This window comes from Undibacterium sp. Jales W-56 (genome assembly GCF_025548535.1).
GTDB lineage: Bacteria > Pseudomonadota > Gammaproteobacteria > Burkholderiales > Burkholderiaceae_D > Undibacterium.
On sequence record NZ_JAJLQW010000001.1, the window covers coordinates 894,661 to 915,990 of the forward strand.

The window sequence follows — 21,330 nt, forward strand, 5'->3', positions numbered from 1 at the left end:
TACAAAAATCCTCTTGCAAAAGTTGTATATACAACTTAAACTAATCCCATTGATCCGGCATCGGCTGGCTTATGTGAATGTTAAGTGAATGAAATCAGATCAAACCTTAGGATAGAGACTGGAGACGGGAAAAATGATGAATAACGATCCACGCTGGGATGCAAGCCGCGAAATCCATGCACCACGCGGCGCTGAAAAGACTTGCAAAACCTGGGTAGCCGAAGCCGCCTACCGCATGATTCAGAACAATCTGGATCCGGCCGTTGCCGAGAATCCCAAGCACCTGGTGGTGTACGGCGGCATCGGCCGTGCTGCACGCAACTGGGCTTGCTACGACCAGATCCTGGCGTCCTTAAAAGAATTGGGCGAAGACGAAACTTTGCTGATCCAGTCGGGCAAGCCGGTCGGCGTGTTTAAAACGCATGAAGATGCGCCGCGCGTCCTGATCGCGAATTCCAATCTGGTACCGAAGTGGGCCAACTGGGAACATTTCAATGAGCTCGACCGTCAGGGTCTGTTCATGTACGGCCAGATGACGGCCGGTAGCTGGATCTACATCGGTACCCAGGGTATCGTGCAGGGCACCTATGAAACCTTCGCCGAAGCAGGGCGTCAGCATTTCGGCGGCGACTGGGGCGGACGCTGGATTTTGACCGCAGGTCTGGGCGGCATGGGGGGCGCGCAGCCACTGGCAGCGAGTTTCGCCGGTGCGGTGTCTCTGAATATCGAATGTCAGCAATCAAGCATCGACTTCCGTCTGCGTACCCGTTACGTCGACAAGCAAGCCAAGGATCTGGACGATGCCCTGGCGCTGATCAGGCATCATTGCGAGCGTAAGGAGGCGGTATCGATCGCCTTGCTCGGCAATGCCGCAGAGATATTGCCCGAGCTGGTGAAACGCGCCAAAGCCGGCGGCATGAAGCCCGATCTGGTGACCGACCAAACCTCGGCGCATGATCTGATCAATGGGTATTTGCCGATAGGCTGGAGCGTCGAGCAATGGAAGGCGGCACAGCAGGACGCCAGCCAGCATGCCAGGCTGACTGCCGATGCGGCGCAGGGCTGCGCGGTGCATGTGCAGGCGATGCTGGATTTCCATGCGATGGGTATTCCTACCGTGGATTATGGCAATAACATCCGTCAGGTTGCGTTTGATAGCGGCGTTAAAAACGCTTTCGATTTTCCCGGCTTTGTTCCTGCGTATATCCGTCCGCTGTTCTGCGATGGCAAAGGCCCGTTCCGCTGGGTCGCTTTATCCGGCGATCCGGAAGACATTCGTAAAACCGATGCCAAGATTAAAGAACTGTTCCCGCAGAACAAAGGCGTGCATAAATGGCTGGACATGGCCGGTGAGCGGATTGCCTTCCAGGGTCTACCGGCGCGTATCTGCTGGCTGGGCCTGGGCGAGCGTCACATCGCCGGCCTGGCATTTAACGAGATGGTCAAAAACGGCGAACTGAAGGCACCGGTCGTGATTGGTCGCGACCACCTCGATACCGGTTCCGTCGCCAGTCCGAATCGCGAGACCGAATCGATGATGGACGGTACCGATGCGGTATCCGACTGGCCTTTGCTGAACGCCTTGTTGAATACCGCAGGCGGTGCGAGTTGGGTATCCTTGCATCATGGCGGCGGCGTCGGTATGGGCTACTCGCAGCATTCCGGCATGGTGATCGTGGCGGACGGTAGCGAGGCCGCGGCCAAACGCCTGGCACGCGTGCTGGTCAACGATTGCGGTTCGGGCGTGATGCGCCATGCCGATGCCGGTTATCCGCAAGCGGTGGCCTGTGCTGAACGCAATGGACTGAATTTGCCGATGATTAATAATAGTAAGTAGATGAGGGTGAGCAAGTGAAGACTCCCTCTCCCGCACGCGGGAGAGGGGACGATAAAGTTGAGTTTAAATAATTAAAAATGCAACCCGCACTATCCATCGGCCTCTTGGAGCATAAATGGCCCAGAAGCCGCATGGATATTGCGGGATGCTTTGTTGAAGTGCCATAAAGGACAACCATGAACATCAATACTTTCATCATTCGCCCGGGTCAAATGAGCCTGTCCGACTTGCGTGCGATCTGGCGCACGGCTTTGCCGCTGGCATTGGACGCGTCGGCTTATGAGGCGATTAATGCCTCGTCCGCGACGATAGATCGCATTGTCAAAAAAGGAGATGCGGCTTACGGTATCAATACCGGTTTTGGCAAACTCGCCAAGACCCGCATTCCAGATGAACAACTGGAACTGCTGCAAAAAAACCTGATCCTGTCACACTCGGTCGGCTCCGGCGAATTGATCGCCGACGATGTCGTGCGCCTGATCCTGGTGATGAAAATCGCCAGCCTGGCACGCGGTTATTCGGGTATCCGTGCCAGCGTGATCGATAGCATGATTGCCTTGTACAACGCGGGCATCATGCCGGCGATTCCGGTCAAAGGTTCGGTCGGCGCATCCGGCGATCTGGCGCCCTTGTCCCACATGACCCTGGCCTTGATGGGCGAAGGCCAGGTGCGCGTCAATGGTCAACTGGTCGCTGCCAGACAAGCATTGGAAACTGCCGCTATCAAGCCGGTTGTTCTCGCTGCCAAAGAAGGCCTGGCGCTGATCAACGGCACGCAAGTCTCGACCGCGCTGGCATTGAACGGATTATTCCTGGCCGAGCGCCTGCTCGAAGCGGCAACCATCACCGGCGCCTTGTCAGTCGATGCGGCCAAGGGCAGCGATGCGCCGTTCGATCCGCGCATCCATGCGGTACGCGGCCAGCCCGGCCAGATCGCAACGGCAAAAATTTATCGCGAATTATTGAGCGGCAGCGAGATCCGCCGTTCGCATCTGGTTAACGATGAGCGCGTGCAAGATCCTTACTGCCTGCGCTGCCAGCCGCAAGTCATGGGCGCCTGCCTCGATATCATCAACAACGCAGCACGCACTTTGTTGATCGAAGCGAATGCCGTCACCGATAATCCCCTGGTATTTCTGGATACCGGCGAAGTTATTTCCGGAGGCAATTTCCATGCCGAACCGGTCGCATTTGCCGCCGATACCCTGGCCTTGGCGATTGCCGAAATCGGTTCGATTTCCGAGCGCCGTATCGCTCTGCTGATCGACGCAAGCCTGTCCGGCTTGCCGCCTTTCCTGGTGCCGAATTCTGGTTTGAATTCGGGCTTCATGATTGCGCATGTAACAGCGGCGGCGCTGGCGTCAGAAAACAAGTCCCACGCGCATCCGGCCAGCGTCGATACCATCCCGACCTCGGCCAATCAGGAAGACCACGTCAGCATGGCGACCTATGCTGGCCGTCGTCTGCACGAAATGGCGCACAATACCGCCACCATCGTCGGTATAGAATTACTGGCTGCCGCGCAGGGTGTGGATTTTCATCAGCCTTTAGAGACTTCCGCCAGCCTGGCGACCGTGCATCATGCGCTACGCCGCAAAGTCGCGTTCTACGATAAAGATCGTTTCTTCGCGCCGGATATCGCGGCGGCGAAACAGATGGTGCTGGATGGTGAATTGAGTGCACAATGTCAGCATTTATATAGCCATCTTTATCTGGCGTAAGGGCAAGCGGATAAAACCAGGCATTTCACTACCGGGATGCAGGAGCACAGGGAATACATGAGAGACATCGATTGGCCTTTGATCGCGTGCTCTTGTTTGTCGCCTGAGTCTCGGTCCCCGGTGGTGCAAGCGGTGTTTCGATAAGCCGAACAATTTAACTAAACCAAATCAGTCATCATGCGTAAATGGAGCCAGCAAGACTACAAAACCATGCCCTGGAAAAACGGCGGCGGCAGCACGACCGAGTTAGCGGTTTTCCCCGAAGGCGCGAGCCTGGAGCATTTTGTCTGGCGTGTCAGTACCGCGCTGGTCAGCAGCGATGGCGCGTTTTCGCATTTTGCGCAGATCGACAGAAGTTTGGCGATTTTGTCGGGCGCGGGTATGAGCTTGCATGCGGATAGCGACGGTATTCATACACCGTCTAGCGTGACGTTGACGCGCGATAGCATGCCGTATTATTTTGCCGGCGAGACACCGATCCGTGCGGAATTATTGGACGATCCCGTCCGGGATCTGAATCTGATGACGCGACGCGATGTATGCACGCATTTTATGCAACGCCTGGAAGCAGGCGAGCACTATGTCACGGCGCAGGATGCACAGCAAATTCTGCTGTATTGCGCGCAGGGCCAGGCCATCTTGAACCGGGAAATCGACTTGCGGGAAGCGGATTTAGTCTTGCTCGACGAAGACCATGAGCGGGCAGGCGTACGCATGGTGGTGCAAGCCAATGAAGATAGCGTGCTCTACCTGATGCGCATCAGCTTTCTCAACCTTGCAGGTGCTTAAACCATGACGAACGTATGGATCAATGTCCACCTCGCCACCATGGCAGACGGCTATGGCGAGATCCGTGATGCCGCCATCGTAGCCGCCGATGGCAAGATCGTCTGGCTGGGAAAGCAAGCGGATTTGCCCGATCAATATCAATCTGCGATCGCGCATGACGGACATGGCTGCTGGCTGACGCCGGGTCTGGTCGACTGCCACACGCATATCGTCTATGCGGGCAATCGCAGCGATGAATTCGAAGCACGCCTGAACGGCGTCGCTTACGAAGAAATCGCACGCCAGGGCGGCGGCATTCTGTCCACCGTGCGCGCCACCCGGCTAGCCAGCGCCGCTCAGTTAAGGCAAGCGAGTTTGCCGCGCCTGCGCAATCTCTTGAAGGAGGGCGTGACCACACTGGAAATTAAATCCGGTTACGGTCTGGATCTGGAAACGGAAGCCAAGATACTGCGCGTGGCGCGTCAATTCGCCAATGATTTTGCGCTGCGTGTTCAAACGACTTTTCTCGGTGCGCATGCCTTGCCGGCCGAGTATACAGGACGCGCCGACGACTATCTTGAGCTGGTGTGTGAACAGATGCTGCCCGCCCTGGTCGCCGAAGGCCTGGTCGATGCGGTCGATGCTTTTTGCGAAAAAATCGGCTTCTCACCCACGCAAACCGAAAAAGTATTTCAGGCTGCTCAGCGTCATGGCTTGCCAGTCAAGCTGCATGCCGAACAGCTCTCAGATCAAGGCGGCGCCGCACTCACCGCACGCTACCGTGGATTGTCTGCCGACCATCTGGAATACCTGTCGCAAGACGGCATCAATGCGATGGCGCAGAACGGCACGGTCGCGGTATTGCTGCCGGGCGCTTTCTACTTTTTGCGCGAAAGCAAATTGCCGCCGGTTGCCGCCCTGCGTGCAGCCCAGGTGCCAATCGCGATCTCTACGGATTGCAATCCCGGTACCTCGCCGATGACCTCCTTGCTGCTGGCGATGAATATGGCATGCACCTTATTTCGCCTGACGCCCTTGGAAGCACTGGCGGGTACCACCAGGCATGCCGCACGCGCCTTGGGACTACAAAATCAGATCGGTACTTTAGAAGTAGGCAAGGCTGCCGACTTCGCTTTATGGGCGATCGACCGACCTGGCGACCTGGCTTACGCGATCGGCGGCAATCCCTGTACGGGTATTGTATTTGCGGGAGTGCCACGGCTTGGTTAAACTGGCACTTTAGTTTAATAGGGTCCTATCGTGACGACATCTGCCAGAGCGAATTTGCCATCAAGCCTGCAAGCGCATTTGAAAAAAAGCTGGCAAAGTCGCATCGGAAAAATCCTGATCAGTCTGGCGTGCCTCCTGATATTGCTCGCTTCGCTTAGTTGGTTATTTTTGCCGTCTTACGTCAAACGTATCGCCACCGAGCAAGTGCAGCAACAATTAGGACGCAAGCTAGAGATTGGCGCGATGCATTTCTCACCTTTCGCGCTGGCAATGACGGCGGATCATCTCACCTTGTATGAGGCAGATCAAAAAACTGTCGCCGTTTCTGTCAAAAATCTATTACTCAACCTCTCGCTCAGTTCTGCCTGGCACCGAGCCCTGGTCATTGATGAAATTCGATTGGGCGATCCTTACGTTCATCTGGCACGCACCAGCGCGGAAGACTATGGCCGTTATAATTTTTCGGACATTATCGACAAGATTGCAGCCCAACCCAAGAGCAGCAGCGCTCCCTTGCGCTTTTCGCTGGCGAATGTGCAATTGCAAAACGGCAGCATCACATTTGACGATCAGGTCGTCAAGAAACAAACCAGGATAGAAGCGCTGCAAATTGCATTACCATTTTTATCTAACTTCCCGACAGAAGTGAACAGCTTCGTGCAGCCGATGTTGTCCGCCAAAATCAACGGCACACCTTTTGAATTGAAAGCGCGCAGCAAACCTTTTGTCGATAGTCTCGATACGACCCTGGCAATTGATATCGATCAACTCGATGTGCCCAATTACTTGGCTTACGTCCCCATTCCAATGCCGCTGAAAATACATAGCGCGAAACTTTCCACCAGGCTGGATTTGGTATTTAGCCGTAAACAACAGCGCTCAGAAATACTCCTGTCCGGCAAGTTGCAATTGCATAAGCTTGCCGTGAACGACCACGCGGATGCCCCTTTGCTGCAAAGCGATGCAATCAGCGCGCAACTCAAGCAAGTCAATCTCTTGACCGGTGTCGCGGCAGTTGATCAGTTACAGATGGAGGCCCCGCAAGTCTGGCTCGACCTGGATAAAAAAGGTCAGTTGAACTGGCTAACATTAGCAAAGCCAGATGCCGATAAAAAAGCGGGATCGACCGCTGCCGTCGTCGCCAAGACAGCAGCGCCGGCACCTGGCAAAAAATCTGCCCCGGCATTGACATTGAATATCCTGCAAATCAACAAAGGGCAAGTGCATTTCAGCGATGCCGTCCATTCATCGCCAGTCAGTACCATCAATCTAAAAGAGATCGCGCTCACGGTCAGGCAATTCAGCACCGATGCCGCAGCCAAGCCTGCCAGTATCTTGCTTCATCTGCGCACTGAGCAAGATGCACAGGCAACATTTGAAGGCGAATTCAGCAGCGCTCATGGCATGGCAGATGGTCAGATGGCGCTGACGACGCTGCCGCTGGAAGCCTATCAGGCTTATCTGAATCCGCTATTGGCTGCGACACTGGCGGGCAAATTGTCGGTGCAATCGCATCTGCATAGTCAGGATGGACAATGGCAAATCAGCGATCTGAATGCGCAATTGGCGGATTTCTCCATGCAGGCAAAGACCAAAGGCGAGGGCGGCATTGCGCTGAAGTCGCTGTCTTTGGGCAAGCTCAATCTCGATACGGCAAGCAGGCGGGTGAATGCGGCCAGTCTTGACCTGCATGGCATCAAAGCCGATATCCGGCGCGATCAGACGGCAAAATGGAATCTGCAAAAATTCATGGTGGAGCACAAGGTATCTGTAGCAGATAACAGGACAGCGCCGATGAACACTCCTGCACCGGCGAGTGTTGCAGTGGAATCGGCAACAGCAAGCAAGCCAGTACCGGATCCATCAGCTACGCAAGCCTGGCAAGCGCGCGTGCAGAATGTTGCGCTGACGGATAGCCATGTACGGTTTGACGATTATTCGCGCTACCCTAGCGTCCATCTGGACATCGATAGCATTAACTTACAAGCCAGCAATCTCAGCAGCGATCTGTCGCAAGCGGCTAGCCTGAAGTTGAAGAGCGTGCTGAACCGCAAAGGTACACTGAGTCTGAGTGCGGATGCTAGCAGTGGTTTGAAAAACATCACGGTCGCATTGGATGCGCAGACTTTATCTGTCGCCGCTTTTTATCCTTATTTCGCGCAGCAATTGAATGTGAGCTTGAGTCGCGGCGATGCCAGCGCCAAAGGTAAGCTGAGTATATTGAATGAAAAAGGGCAAGCGCCGAAAATCGCCTATGACGGTAATCTCAGGCTCAGCGACTTCCACATGCTGGAAGGCAGCGATAACGAAGATTTCCTGACCTGGAAAACCATCGATATGGATGGTATCAGCGCTAAGCTGGGCAATGCGAAGCCTGCCGTGCTGTTGAAAAAATTAAACCTGGTCGATTTTTATGTGCGTGCGGTGCTGTCCGACAAAGGTAAGCTGAATCTGCAAAATATCATGGTCAGCAAAACGGCGGAAGTGCCTGGAGCGGCAGCAGGCACGGCGACCGCCGCCAATGCCGATGTAATTAAGAGCGTAATTAAGGATGTAACTAAGGACGCAACTAAGGATGTCACTCAAGATATCAACAGCATAGCAAGCACAGTCGCAGCGCCTGCCAGCGATACGGCAATAACTGCATCGGCTTCAGCGATCACGCCGGCGACCCAACCCGCAGTCGGTTCAGCGCAGGCAGCGAATCCTCTGATCATCCGCATCGCGCAAACCACGCTGCGCGGCGGGAATATCAATTTCACCGATAACTTCATCCGTCCGAATTACAGCGCCAACCTGACCGGCGTCAGCGGCACCATCGGCGCCATCGCGTCCGATGATCCGCAAGCGGCGACCATAGAACTCACCGGGAAAATCGATAACGATGCGCCATTAGTCATCTCCGGTTCGCTGAATCCCTTGTCATCGCCGATTTTCCTGGATATTAAAGGCAGCGCGAGCGGCATGGAACTGACGCGCCTGACGCCCTATGCCGCCAAATATGCGGGCTATGCGATTGATAAAGGAAAGCTGTCGGTGCAGGTGTCGTATCGTGTCGAGAACCAGCAATTGAAAGCCGAGAATGAAGTACGTCTCGATCAATTGACCTTCGGCGAAAAAATCGACAGCCCGACTGCGACTCATCTTCCAGTACAGCTCGCGTTGGCGCTGTTGCGCGATAACGATGGGAAGGTGAATATCAATTTGCCGATTTCCGGATCTTTATCTGATCCGCAATTTTCCGTCGGTGGGATTATCTGGAAAGTGCTGGTCAATCTGATTACCAAGGCGGTGACTGCACCATTCTCTTTGCTCAGTTCGGCGTTCGGCGGTGGTGAAGAACTCGCCTATGTGGAATTCGCACCCGGCATGACTGCGTTGACACCGGATGCCATCAGCAAACTCGATAAACTCGCCAAGGCTTTGAATAATCGCGGCAGTTTGAGGATGGATATCCTGGGCAGAATCGACCCTGTTACTGATGCCGAGGGCTTGCGCCATATCAGCCTAGATAAAAAAATCAAGATCGCCAAATTGGCCAGCCTGCAAAAGAAAAATCCTCAGCTTGCGGGTGAACAGCTCATTCCGGACGACGCCGATAAAAAAGCATTTTTGCAAGATGTCTATAAAGCAGAGAAATTCAGCAAGCCGCGTAATATACTCGGACTCGCCAAAACTTTGCCAGCCGAAGAGGTCGAGCGATTAATCCTCAGCAATACACCGGTAACACCGGATCACCTGCGTGAATTGGCGCAGCATAGAGCAGACATTGTCAGAGACTATCTGGAGCAAAAGGCGGGGGTCAGCAAAGACAGATTATTTTTGATTGCACCCAAGCTGAATACCGACGGAATTAAAGATAAAGGCTTGCCAAGCCGGGTAGACTTTTTGATCAAATAGCATTGCTTTTTTGCTCTAAGCAAGCGTCATTTAATAAGTATTTTCAACTGGTAAGTGGCGTGGAGTAATATAGGCGAAATACTGTTGCCGTAAGTGGCAAATACCGCCACTTCAGAAGATGGTCGTATTCTTTACTGCTGCGCCAATGCTTCAACGACACATCGAAGAGAATGCTTCAGCCGGAAGAGGGACTATGATACAAGCTAGTCTGCCATGGAATGAAAAAGTCCGCCTAGCAGACTTACGTATGCTTGGTGTATTGGATACGCCGGCAGAAGAGCGTTTTGATCGCCTGACCAGAATTACACAGCGGTATTTTTCAGCGCCTATCGTACTTATTTCCCTGATTGACACCTATCGGCAATGGTTTAAATCCAGGCAGGGACTGGATGCCACAGAAACGGGACGTGATATCTCTTTTTGCGGCCATGCGATTTTGCAAGACCGGATATTCATAGTTGAGAATGCTCTGCATGATATCCGATTCTCAGATAATCCACTGGTCACAGGTTCTCCGGGCATTCGGTTTTATGCGGGAATGCCTTTAAAAGGTCCCAGTGGCTATAACATCGGTACACTTTGCGTCATCGATCGTCAGCCGCGCCAGTTTAGCTTGCTCGATCAGGCGATGTTGCAAGACATGGCTGCCCTGGTTGAAACAGAACTCAATGCCATCGATCTGGCCGAATTGCGTCGCCAGCGGGATCATGAGTTCGATTTACTGCAAGCCATCATGGAAAGCATGCGTTCTACGTTATCCGTGCGGGATGTGCAAGGACGCTATCTGTTCGTCAATAGCGAATATGAAACCGTGCATCAACGACAGCGTTCCGACTTGCTAGGTAAGACTGCTTTTGATTTATTTGAACCGACATTTGCGCAGGCAAGCCATGATGCGGACCGGCAGGTCATTGCAAGTGGTGCGACATTGCAGTCACAGTCCACTATTGAGCAAAGCGACGGTATACATACCTATCAGGTCATCAGAACTCCTTTGTTCAGGAAGAATCGCGAGATTTATGGCGTGTGTGTCGTCAGCACGGATATTACTGAGCGCCTGCTTTCTGAGAAAAAATTTCGCGAGAGTGAGGAATTGCTGTTATCCGTCATGAACAGCACAGATTCATTGATTGCCGTGAGGGATGTGCATAGTCGCTTTTTATTTGTTAACAGGCGTTATGAAGAACTGCTGCAGATATCGCATCAGAGTTTTGCAGGGAAATCTCTGGAAGAGGTTTATCCCGCGGATCTGGCGGAGCGCACCAGGTTCGACGACTTGGCAGTGTTGCAAAGCGGGCAGTCCTCTGTAAAGGAGGCTATCTTTTCCTTACCCGATGGCGATCGCTATTTCCATACCGTGCGTTCACCCTTGTTTGACCAGAGCCGACAAATTTATGGGCTTTGCATAGTAGCAACCGACGTCACGGAGATCAGGCTCAATGAGCAAGCTTTGCGAGCCAGCCAAGACCAACTGAAATCGCTGAACCGGCAATTGGTCAAAAGTAGCGCTTTTCAAAAAGCAGTTTTGGATGTTGCGAATTTTTCTATCATTGCAACCGATACTGCGGGCGTCATACAGTTGTTCAGCGCCGGTTCGGAAAACATGCTGGGTTATCAAGCTAATGAATTGATAGGCAAGCACACGCCAGCTATTCTGCATGACCCTCTGGAGATATTGAATAAATCAAAACAATCCAGCCTGGAATTACAGCAAGTCGTAGAGCCGGGATTTGATGCCTTTGTCGCTAAAGTGCGCAAAGGTGGTTATGACGAGCACGAATGGGCTTACTTGCGTAAAGATGGCTCCCGTTTGCCGGTAATGCTATCGATCTCTGCCTTGTTTGATGAGGCAGAAAACGTCATCGGATTCCTCGGGATTGCTTATGATTTGACAGCCCAAAAGCGGGTAGAAAAAATGAAAAACGAATTTGTGTCTACCGTATCGCACGAACTTCGCACACCGCTGACTTCCATACGTGGATCGCTAGGCTTACTAACCTCGGGCAAAATGATGCATTTGCCACCTAAGGTAAAAGAGTTACTCGAGATCGCAAACGCGAATTGTGAGCGCCTGGTCCGACTGATTAATGACATTCTCGATATCGAAAAAATTGAATCAGGTAATATGAAATTCGATTTTCATAGCCACAGTATGCAAGAGCTGATAGCGCTGGCGGTAGCCACGACGCGCTCTTACGCCGATACCTATCAGGTGACTTATGAAGTGCTCGTACCCGACTATCCATTAATGGTGCTGGTCGATAGTGACAGGGTGATTCAGGTTATGGTTAATTTACTTTCCAATGCCTGTAAGTTTTCACGACCAGGCAACATTGTGACCTTGCACCTTCAAGAAGTTGAGTCCGCTATCCGCTTATCTGTTCTTGATCATGGCACAGGAGTGCCAGCCTCGTTTCGTGCACAGATATTCCAGAAATTTGCTCAGGCAGATTCTTCCGATACGCGCAAAAAAGGTGGCACAGGGTTGGGCTTGAGCATTTGTAAGACAATTATTGAGGCGCATCACGGAAAGATCGACTTTGTCAGCGATCCAGGGGTACGGACCGAATTTTTCTTCGAGTTACCTAGGATTGACTTGCCTTAAATCGCTTTATTTGCACGAGTTCTGGTAAGCTTGTTTTTTTGTTTATTTCAAGATTAAGCCGGTAAAGCATCGTTGCTACAAGTTGAAGAAAATGGCAAAGAGGGTTCGATATTCTCCAGCGCCTTTGTGGAGTTGTCTCCGTATCAAATTTGTGGCTCAATATGGCAATATGGGCAAGCATCAATACAAGGAAATGCAAGTGTGCAAGGATATGCGATGAGTGAGAAACCTCTGAATAAAATACTTTATGTTGAAGACGATGCGGACATTCAGACCGTTGCCCAGATAGCGCTGGAAGTAGTCGGAGGTTTCGAATTGATTAAATGCAGTTCAGGCAGCGAAGCCCTGGCGGCAATTCGTGCCGGCGCTATCCCCGATTTGCTGTTGCTGGACGTGATGATGCCCAATATGGATGGTCCGACGACCTTGGCAGAATTACGTAAATTATCGGTAACTGAAGATACCCCCGTCATTTTTATGACAGCAAAAGTGCAATCCATTGAGCTCGATTATTACAAGTCACTGGGTGCGGTTGGCGTGATTGCCAAGCCGTTTGATCCTATGGAATTGTCCGGACAAGTGCTGAGCTTATGGAGCAAGGAAAGCTAAATGTCATCGGACAACTCTGGTTTGCAGGCGAAATTACAGGTTTTAGAAAATTTGTTTCGCGAAAGACTTCCTTCGAAAATTCAAGAAATGGAAGTGGCGCTGGAGCGTTTTTTAATTAACCCGCAAGATCAGGAGGCACTGACTTCCTTGCATCGTGCATTGCATACGATGGCGGGATCAGCGGGAACATTTGGGTTTTCTGAAATTGGTGTAGATGCCCGTGAATTTGAAAAAAAATTAAAACCGATATTGACTGGTGAAACCTGGACCAAGAAAGAGAGGAACGCGTATGCCAAAGAACTACGTGCTTACTTTGAAGATGCGATCCTGTGCGCGGCAAATAAAATTATCCCTACCCTGCTCGAAGAATCAGTAGAAAATCAAAAGGAAGATGCAAGCTCACGGCTGGTCTACATGGTCGATGATGATAACGAAACCACGCAATCGATCAAAGTCCAGCTTGAGCATTTTGGATACGAAGTGGTACTGATCACCCAACTTAAATCGCTGGCAGTGGCGATCGCAACGCGGCGCCCGGATATCGTGGTGATGGAATTCGGTTCTCCTGACGGAAAAATGGCAGGCGCCGATGAAATAGCCAGGATCAAGTTACATGCCCGCCTGCATATCCCGACTATTTTTGTGTCACATGCCAGCAGTTTTGAAAATCGCTTGCAGGCAGTCAGGGCAGGCGGTGATGGCTACTTCACCAAGCCGGTTGATATAGTGGCTCTGACCGAACGTATCGACGCGGTAGTGGGGCGCGAAGAGCCGAAGAGTTATCGTATCCTGGTCATCGATGACGATGTCGTGACCTCGGAATATTACGGGGCGGTATTGCGTAATGCCGGGATGAGCGTCAGGACCTTGCATGACCCTGCACGCATGCTGAATACCTTAACGGATTTTCGGCCTGAATTGATTTTGCTCGATGTCTACATGCCGCTGTGTAGCGGTGTCGAGCTGTCCAAGATGATACGTCAGGATAATTCTTATCTGGATATTCCTATCGTCTTTCTATCCAGTGAAAATGACATGGCCAAGCAGTTGGAGGCGGTCAAGGCGGGGGCGGACGACTTTATCACCAAGCCGATAGAGGCGCAATTCCTGGTCTCCTCACTCGCCACCCGGGCGGAGCGCTATCGTTCCTTGCGTGCCCTGATCATGCGTGACGGACTGACTGGCCTGTACAACCATACTGCGATTAAAGAAGAGCTTGCCGCAGAGATTTCCATCGCCGGAAGAAATCAAACCTCACTGGCATTAGCGGTACTCGATCTGGATTTCTTTAAGAACGTCAACGATACTTATGGCCATCCGGTGGGCGATCAGGTGCTGCGCACTTTATCGCGTTTGCTTAAGCAAAGGTTACGCCGCAGCGATATTGTCGGTCGTTATGGCGGCGAGGAATTCGTCATTATTTTCCCCGGCACTACCGCTAAAGTGGCCGGCAAAGTGCTGGATCAAATCAGAGTCGCTTTTAACAAGATAGAACAGCATGCGGAGCAAGGCGAGTTTTCGGTGAGTTTTTCGGCCGGGGTTGCAGATCTGGAGCAAACTATCGATGCTGACGAATTATTTGATATCGCAGATTCCGCTTTATACCGTGCCAAGCAAGGCGGGCGCAACCGCATTGCGCTGGCCAGTCCGTGATTTTTTGATTTAATCGATGGAAAAAACGAGTGCCGCTTCAAACCGGCACTCGTTTTTTATTGGGACTGACGCAAAAGCCAAAACCTCTCACCACAGAGACACAGAGAAAAAGCAAGAGTAACCCTGCTCCATGGAATGTCGATATCAAAACGAATCCGCAAGCTGGATGCGCCTGTCAACACAAAATGCCTCTGAAAGCCGCATCCAGCCTGCGGATTCAATGTGAGTTAATACATTTAACTGACGCGAGCGATGGTGAGCGGTTTTAATTTCGCTTCCAGCAACTTGCCTTTGCGCGCACGTTTGCCGATGTGAATGCCCAGAGCGTTCGCGCTTAATGTCACTTCCTGAGGCTTCGTAGCGCGTCCGGTACCTGAGACTTTGACGCCTTTCTGGCTGATGGCTTGCGCTGCCAGCAGTTTTTCCTTGGCCTCAAGCTCCATCAGGATCACGCCGCGACCGCCGCTGGCGAGTTGCTTGATTTCCGTCAGGCCGAATACCAGCAGGCGTCCTTTTTCCGACAAGCAGGCAATTGCGCTGCTGTCTTCTGCCACCACCGTCGGTTGCAATGGTTCGTCGCCTTCTTCGAGTGTCATGAAGGCTTTACCCGCTTTCATACGGCCAACCATATCACCGGCCTTGGCGGTGAAGCCATAGCCGGCGCTGGATGCCAGCAAGAGCGTCGATTCGGCAGTGCCGGCAAAGTAATGCAGGATTTTGCTGCCGCTGGCCAGGTCGATCAGGGTCGTAATCGGCACGCCATCGCCGCGCGCGCCGGGCAGGGCGGCGACTGGGACGGAATACACGCGGCCATTAGAGCCGAACATCAGCAACTGGTCGACGGTGCGGCACTCAAAGGTGTTGTACAGACTGTCGCCGGCCTTGAAGGTGAATTGAGCATTGTCGTGGCCGTGACCCGTGCGGGCGCGTACCCAGCCTTTGTCGGAGATGACGACAGTGACGGGTTCATCGATGACTTTCTGTTCGATCGAGGCTCGTGCCGCTTCTTCGATCAATGTGCGGCGCGCGTCGCCATATTGTTTGGCATCGGCTTCGATTTCTTTGATGATGCATTTCTTCATCGATGCAGGATTGTCGAGCAGATCTTGCAAACTGGTTTTTTCCAGACGCAATTCTTCCAGCTGCTGCTGGATCTTGATGGCTTCCAAACGGGCCAACTGGCGCAAGCGAATTTCCAGAATATCTTCGGCCTGGATATCGGACAGCCGGAAGGCCTCCATCAAGGCCGGTTTCGGTTCATCGGATTCGCGGATGATCTTGATCACCTTGTCGATATTCAGCAGTACCGCTTCGCGGCCTTCTAGAATATGGATGCGGTCATCGACCTTTTTCAGCTTGAATTGGGTGCGGCGGGTGACCGTGGTAAAGCGGAAGCCGATCCATTCCTTCAGGATATCGAGCAGACCTTTTTGACGCGGGCGACCATCGCCGCCGATCATGACCAGATTGATCGAGGTCGAAGTTTCCAGCGAGGTATGCGCCAGCAACATCTGCATGAACTCGGCCTGATCCTGATTTTTGGATTTCGGCTCCAGCACCAGGCGCACTGCGGCTTCGCGACCGGATTCGTCGCGTACCGCATCGAGCATGGACAACACGACTTGCTTCAGCGAAGCCTGCTCCGGCGTCAGGGTTTTTTTACCCAGCTTGATTTTTGGATTGGTGATTTCTTCGATTTCTTCGAGAATTTTTTGCGAAGAAACACCGTGCGGCAATTCGGTAATCACGGCTTGCCACTGACCGCGCGCCAGTTCTTCAATCTTCCAGCAGGCGCGTACCTTCATGCTGCCGCGACCGGCGGCGTAGATGTCGGCAATCGCGGCCGCAGGCGTGATGATCTGTCCGCCGCCCGGGAAGTCCGGCCCCGGGATCATGCTCATCAATTCGGCATGCTGCATGGCCGGGTTGCGGATCAGCGCGACCGCGGCTTTCGCAACTTCGGTCAGATTATGCGAAGGTATTTCGGTCGCCATGCCGACCGCAATACCGGATGCGCCGTTCAGCAGGACGAAAGGCAGGCGGCCCGGCAGCAGGCTGGGTTCTTCAAACGAACCATCGTAGTTCGGCTGGAAATCGACCGTGCCGAGATCGATCTCATCGAGCAGCAAGCGCGAGATCGGCGTCAGCCGCGCTTCGGTATATCGCATCGCCGCAGCGCCGTCGCCGTCGCGTGAACCGAAATTGCCCTGGCCATCGATCAGCGGATAGCGCAAAGAGAAATCCTGTGCCATCCGCACCATCGCGTCGTACACGGATTGATCACCATGCGGATGCAATTTACCCAGCACATCACCGACCACGGTCGCCGATTTACGCGGCTTGGCGGCGGAACTCAGACCCAGTTCATTCATCGAAAACAGGATACGGCGCTGTACCGGTTTTTGGCCGTCGCAGACATCCGGCAAGGCGCGGCCCTTGACTACCGAGATCGCGTAATCGAGATAGGCGCGCTCGGCGAAACTCGCCAGCGTCAGGGTCTCTCCTGCCTCGCCGCCGTTGCCACCGTTATCGTCATCAGGTGCCTGATCAAATAAATTTGCTTGTTCGCTCATAGTGTCTGTTTTTACTTAAATTCGTTTGCGCAGTATTCATGCCGGTTTCCAGATATTTTTGTCCTGGAATGCGCATGGATATTGCGGTTTGGTTTTTTTATGGCGTTTCCGTAAATCCGATTATCGGGATGCAGAGCAAGGCGCACAACGTCGCGATACGCCGCTATGGGCCCGACAATGGGATTTGCCGGAGCCCATCAAATATCAGCCTCTACCTCATTGCCGTGCTCTTCCAGCCAGGCGCGACGTGCAGCGGCTTCGCCTTTACCCATCAGCATATTGAAACGCGCTTCGGAAAAGGCTTGATCGAATTCGCCCAAAGAGACCGGCAAAAGACGGCGGGTGTCCGGGTTCATGGTGGTTTCCCACAACTGTTCTGCGTTCATCTCACCCAGGCCTTTAAAACGCGAGATCGCCCAGGCACCGTCTTTGACGCCGTCTTTGCGCAGCTTGTCTTCAATCGCGACCAGTTCGCCGGCATCCAGCGCGTACATCTTCTGGATCGGCTTTTTGCCGCGAGCTGGCGCATCGACACGGAATAGCGGAGGGCGCGCAATGCAGACGTGACCGCGTGCGATCAATTTAGGGAAATGTTTGAAGAACAGCGTCAACAACAAGACCTGGATATGAGAGCCATCCACGTCGGCATCGGACAAGATGCAGATCTTGCCGTAACGCAGATTCGACAGATCGGGATTGTCGTTCGGACCGTGCGGATCGACGCCGACCGCCACCGCGATATCGTGGATTTCGTTATTCGCAAACAGGCGATCGCGCTCGGATTCCCAGGAGTTCAGCACCTTGCCGCGCAAGGGCAGGATCGCCTGGAACTCTTTATCGCGGCCCATCTTGGCAGAGCCGCCGGCAGAATCGCCCTCGACCAGAAACAGTTCGTTGCGGGTGATGTCGTTCGATTCGCAGTCGGTCAGCTTGCCTGGCAATACTGCCACGCCGGAGGATTTTTTCTTCTCGACTTTTTGCGCCGAACGCAGGCGGGATTGCGCTTGTTTGATGACCAGTTCGGCGAGTTTTTTGCCGAGATCAACATGCGAGTTCAGCCACAGTTCCAGCGGCGGTTTGGTGAACGACGACACCAGACGCACCGCATCGCGCGAGTTCAGCCGTTCTTTGATCTGGCCCTGGAATTGCGGGTCGAGCACCTTGGCCGACAGTACGAACGAGACGCGGGCAAACACGTCTTCCGGCAGCAATTTCACGCCTTTCGGTAACAGCGAGTGCATCTCGGCGAAGCTCTTCACCGCACCGAACAAGCCTTCGCGCAAACCGGATTCATGCGTACCGCCGGCCGGTGTCGGGATCAGATTCACATACGATTCGCGCACCGGCGCACCTTCTTCGGTCCATGCGACGACCCATGATGCGCCTTCGCCTTCGGCAAAACCGTCGGCGTCTTTACCGGCGAATTGTTCGCCTTCAAATAAAGGGATCAAGGGTTCGGCGTGGGAGGATTGGGTTAAGGCTTCGGTCAGATAGCCGCGCAAGCCCTGGTCGTATTGCCAGGTTTGCGTGTCGCCGCTCCTGGTATTGATCAGTGTGACCTTGACGCCCGGTAGCAACACGGCTTTGGAACGCAACAGGCGCTGCAGCTCAGTTTGAGAAATGTTCGGCGAGTCAAAATATTTGGCGTCCGGCCAGATTGTGACGCGGGTCCCGCTCTTTTTGTCGCCACGCCCCAGTGCTTCCGAGGTCAAGGGTTCGATCACATCACCACTGGCGAAGGTCAGTTTATGCAAACCGCCTTCGCGCCAGACCGTGATCTCCAGGCGCGTCGAGAGCGCATTGGTGACCGAGACGCCGACGCCATGCAGACCGCCCGAGAACGCGTACGCGCCGCCGCTGCCCTTGTCGAATTTGCCGCCCGCATGCAGGCGGGTGAAGACGATTTCCACCGTCGGCACCTGCTCTTCAGGATGCAGGCCGACCGGAATGCCGCGCCCATCGTCTTCCACCGTCACGCTGTTGTCAGCGTTGAGTGTGACAACGATATTCTTGCAATGACCGCCCAGCGCTTCATCCGAGGCATTGTCGATGACCTCCTGGATGATGTGCAAAGGGTTTTCGGTGCGGGTGTACATGCCCGGTCTTTGCTTGACCGGCTCCAGCCCTTTCAGGACACGGATGGATGATTCGCTATAGTCGGAAGCTGTGGTGTTTTTCTTGGTGGCCATGCAATAAATACGTTGGAGTTGTGGCTTGTGTTGAAAATTAGGTATTATTTCGCAAAATTTGCAGGTGTTTGCAAGATTTCACTGTATTCTGGCAATCAATTTTTTGAACAACAGAGGCAAGAGCGCTGCTGTAAAGCGACTTCCCCCTGCTTGTTCATTTGCGGCTATTGTAGCTGCAATGTGTTGATGGATAAACGATGTCACAAAAATCTCCTACGATCGCTATTCGACTGATTGGATTTTTACCCAAAGAAGAAGATACTTTTTCCAGCGTTCTTGCGGTCCTGCGCGAGAAAGGCTATCGCTACCTGTGCCTGAAGGATGGCAGCCTGCAAGACCCAGATCTGTTCATTGTGAATGCAGAAGATATCAAGGCCCTGGCGACGCTGTCCGACATTAATCCCGGCAGCGCGCAACCGGTGCTGTTGATTGGCAAGACCAAGGTGAGCTTGCCGTATGCAGTCATGCCGCGCCCGATTCGCTGGCGCAAATTATTCGATGTGCTGGATGAACTGGTTGATGAACGCCAGTTGCTGCTGACGACCTTGAGTGCATATGGCGAAGTCGCCGTGCCGGAGCGCCGTCGTCGCGAGCGGCTTGATCTTGATCTGACCGATCCTTCGGTGTATCAAAAAATGCGTAATTCCGCGCCTCCCAGGGGCGGGATTCTGATCATCGATAAAGATATGCGCTTCCGCGATTATGTGGCGGCGATTATGGATCGCTATCGTGTGCCGGTCGGGATGACCAATGACGCCGAGAATGCGCTGGCGCTGGATGCCGAGTACAAATACGCGCTGACCATGATCAATACATCGACGCCGGATATTGATCCTTACGGCCTGTGCCGCTTGCTCAAAGCGCAGAATCAGGGCCGTAAAACCAGCGTCATCTTTTTGATCGACAAGACTTACGTTTATAACCAGGATTTTGCGCTCAGCGTGAACTGCGATGGCTTCCTGAATAAGCCCTTGTCACGCAAGCTGGTCTTATCGACGATTAAAAAATTCCTGCAACTCACGTAGCCCACCTCAGCTTGACCTGCTTTGGCAAGCGCTTATTTGCTCAATAAGCGCATACCTCTCTCCAGGCCTTCTATGGTAACCGGGAACATCCGGTTGTTCATCAATTGCTTGATGATCGATACCGATTGGCGGTACTGCCACAGGCCTTCCGGTTCGGGATTCAGCCAGATGAACTTGGGAAAGGTCGAGGTAAAGCGTTGCAGCCATTGCGCCCCGGCTTCGTCATTATTGTATTCAACCGAGCCGCCGGCCTGCAGAATCTCATACGGACTCATGGTCGCGTCGCCCACGAAAATCACCTTGGTATCCGGCGTGTATTTGCGCAGCACATCCCAGGTCGGAAATTTTTCTGCATTGCGGCGGCGGTTGTTTTTCCATAAATAGTCGTACACGCAGTTATGGAAGTAAAAAAATTCCATGTTCTTGAATTCGGTTTTCGCGGCCGAAAATAATTCCTCGGTACGGGCAATGTGATCGTCCATGGTGCCGCCGACGTCCAACAGCATCAGGACCTTGATATTGTTCTTGCGCTCGGGCTGCATTTTGATATCGAGGTAGCCGGCATTGTTGGCCGTGGCCTTGATCGTGGCATCCAGTGCCAATTCATCTTCTGCTCCTTGGCGGGCGAATTTTCGCAGGCGGCGCAGTGCGATCTTGATATTGCGGGTGCCGAGTTCGCGTTCATCATCGTAATCGCGGAAGCTGCGCGCCTCCCAGACTTTGACCGCAGTGCGGTTACCGCCTTTGCCGCCGATACGTATGCCTTCGGGATTTTGGCCGCCGTTACCGAACGGAGAGGTGCCGCCGGTACCTATCCATTTGCTGCCGCCTTCATGGCGCTCTTTCTGTTCTTTCAGTAGTTCTTGCAACCTGTTCATCAGCTTGTCGTAACCGAATTTTTCCAGCGCCGCTTTTTGTTCATCACTGAGTTCGCGCTCCATGCGCTTGGTCAGCCATTCCAGCGGAATTTCAGGATGCTTTTCAAAGATCGTATCGATACCTTTGAAGTAGAGCCCAAAGGCTCTGTCGAACTTGTCATAGTGCGCCTCGTCCTTGACCATGATGGTGCGCGACAGGAAGTAGAAGTCGTCCATGGCCATGCTGATCAAACCTTTGTCCAGGGCTTCAAGCAGCGTTAAAAATTCCTTGATGGAGACAGGGATTTTTGCATCCTTGAGCGTATAAAAAAAATCGATCAGCACGGGTTACTCCTGCAAATG

At 53.1% G+C, this 21,330-nt stretch carries 12 protein-coding genes; 9 read left to right on the forward strand and 3 right to left on the reverse strand.

Annotation, left to right across the window (positions count from 1 at the left end; genetic code table 11):
• Nucleotides 1-136 precede the first annotated feature (136 nt).
• The 8 genes from hutU to LPB67_RS04050 all read left to right on the forward strand — a co-directional run bounded on the left by hutU (nucleotide 137) and on the right by LPB67_RS04050 (nucleotide 14,323).
• Nucleotides 137-1,837, forward strand: a complete 1,701-nt coding sequence (gene hutU / locus LPB67_RS04015) for a urocanate hydratase (RefSeq protein ID WP_262835764.1) — start codon at nucleotides 137-139, stop codon at nucleotides 1,835-1,837.
• A gap of 176 nt (nucleotides 1,838-2,013) precedes the next feature.
• Entirely contained in the window at nucleotides 2,014-3,558 is a 1,545-nt protein-coding gene (gene hutH / locus LPB67_RS04020; RefSeq protein WP_262835765.1) for a histidine ammonia-lyase, read from the forward strand.
• Nucleotides 3,559-3,735: 177 nt separating this feature from the next.
• A complete protein-coding gene (locus LPB67_RS04025) occupies nucleotides 3,736-4,347 on the forward strand; it encodes a HutD family protein (protein ID WP_262835766.1) in 612 nt (203 codons plus the stop codon).
• 3 nt (nucleotides 4,348-4,350) lie between these two features.
• Entirely contained in the window at nucleotides 4,351-5,556 is a 1,206-nt protein-coding gene (gene hutI / locus LPB67_RS04030; protein WP_262835767.1) for an imidazolonepropionase, read from the forward strand.
• A 30-nt stretch (nucleotides 5,557-5,586) separates the two neighbouring features.
• Nucleotides 5,587-9,456 carry a DUF748 domain-containing protein gene (locus LPB67_RS04035; protein WP_262835768.1) on the forward strand — a complete coding sequence of 1,290 codons (3,870 nt, stop codon included), beginning with the start codon at nucleotides 5,587-5,589 and terminating at the stop codon, nucleotides 9,454-9,456.
• A 118-nt stretch (nucleotides 9,457-9,574) separates the two neighbouring features.
• Nucleotides 9,575-12,061 (forward strand): PAS domain-containing protein, encoded by a 2,487-nt coding sequence (locus LPB67_RS04040; protein ID WP_262835769.1) that lies wholly within the window; start codon nucleotides 9,575-9,577, stop codon nucleotides 12,059-12,061.
• Between the two features lie 216 nt (nucleotides 12,062-12,277).
• Nucleotides 12,278-12,670 carry a response regulator gene (locus tag LPB67_RS04045; RefSeq protein WP_262835770.1) on the forward strand — a complete coding sequence of 131 codons (393 nt, stop codon included), beginning with the start codon at nucleotides 12,278-12,280 and terminating at the stop codon, nucleotides 12,668-12,670.
• Nucleotides 12,671-14,323 carry a diguanylate cyclase gene (locus LPB67_RS04050; RefSeq protein WP_262835771.1) on the forward strand — a complete coding sequence of 551 codons (1,653 nt, stop codon included), beginning with the start codon at nucleotides 12,671-12,673 and terminating at the stop codon, nucleotides 14,321-14,323. It abuts the gene before it with no gap.
• A 236-nt stretch (nucleotides 14,324-14,559) separates the two neighbouring features.
• Here LPB67_RS04050 and parC read toward each other — a convergent pair whose 3' ends face one another.
• Together parC and LPB67_RS04060 are read right to left on the reverse strand one after the other, a co-directional pair.
• The gene (gene parC / locus LPB67_RS04055; protein WP_262835772.1) at nucleotides 14,560-16,896 is read right to left on the reverse strand and encodes a DNA topoisomerase IV subunit A; all 2,337 of its coding nucleotides are present in this window, start codon (nucleotides 16,894-16,896) and stop codon (nucleotides 14,560-14,562) included.
• Nucleotides 16,897-17,093: 197 nt separating this feature from the next.
• On the reverse strand, nucleotides 17,094-19,085 hold the full coding sequence (locus tag LPB67_RS04060) for a DNA topoisomerase IV subunit B (protein ID WP_262835773.1): 1,992 nt from the start codon (nucleotides 19,083-19,085) through the stop codon (nucleotides 17,094-17,096).
• 197 nt (nucleotides 19,086-19,282) lie between these two features.
• Between LPB67_RS04060 and LPB67_RS04065 the strand changes: the two genes are divergently transcribed.
• Entirely contained in the window at nucleotides 19,283-20,110 is an 828-nt protein-coding gene (locus LPB67_RS04065; protein ID WP_262835774.1) for a two-component system response regulator, read from the forward strand.
• A gap of 32 nt (nucleotides 20,111-20,142) precedes the next feature.
• On the opposite strand, the gene LPB67_RS04070 is transcribed toward LPB67_RS04065, so the two are convergent.
• Nucleotides 20,143-21,312, reverse strand: a complete 1,170-nt coding sequence (locus LPB67_RS04070) for a vWA domain-containing protein (protein WP_262835775.1) — start codon at nucleotides 21,310-21,312, stop codon at nucleotides 20,143-20,145.
• Nucleotides 21,313-21,330 lie beyond the last annotated feature (18 nt).

Coding starts and splice junctions, on each gene's coding strand:
- hutU (WP_262835764.1), top strand. CDS start 137: ATGAATAACGATCCACGCTGGGATGCAAGCCGCGAAATCCATGCACCA.
- hutH (WP_262835765.1), top strand. CDS start 2,014: ATGAACATCAATACTTTCATCATTCGCCCGGGTCAAATGAGCCTGTCC.
- LPB67_RS04025 (WP_262835766.1), top strand. CDS start 3,736: ATGCGTAAATGGAGCCAGCAAGACTACAAAACCATGCCCTGGAAAAAC.
- hutI (WP_262835767.1), top strand. CDS start 4,351: ATGACGAACGTATGGATCAATGTCCACCTCGCCACCATGGCAGACGGC.
- LPB67_RS04040 (WP_262835769.1), top strand. CDS start 9,575: ATGGTCGTATTCTTTACTGCTGCGCCAATGCTTCAACGACACATCGAA.
- LPB67_RS04045 (WP_262835770.1), top strand. CDS start 12,278: ATGAGTGAGAAACCTCTGAATAAAATACTTTATGTTGAAGACGATGCG.
- LPB67_RS04050 (WP_262835771.1), top strand. CDS start 12,671: ATGTCATCGGACAACTCTGGTTTGCAGGCGAAATTACAGGTTTTAGAA.
- parC (WP_262835772.1), bottom strand. CDS start 16,896: ATGAGCGAACAAGCAAATTTATTTGATCAGGCACCTGATGACGATAAC.
- LPB67_RS04060 (WP_262835773.1), bottom strand. CDS start 19,085: ATGGCCACCAAGAAAAACACCACAGCTTCCGACTATAGCGAATCATCC.
- LPB67_RS04065 (WP_262835774.1), top strand. CDS start 19,283: ATGTCACAAAAATCTCCTACGATCGCTATTCGACTGATTGGATTTTTA.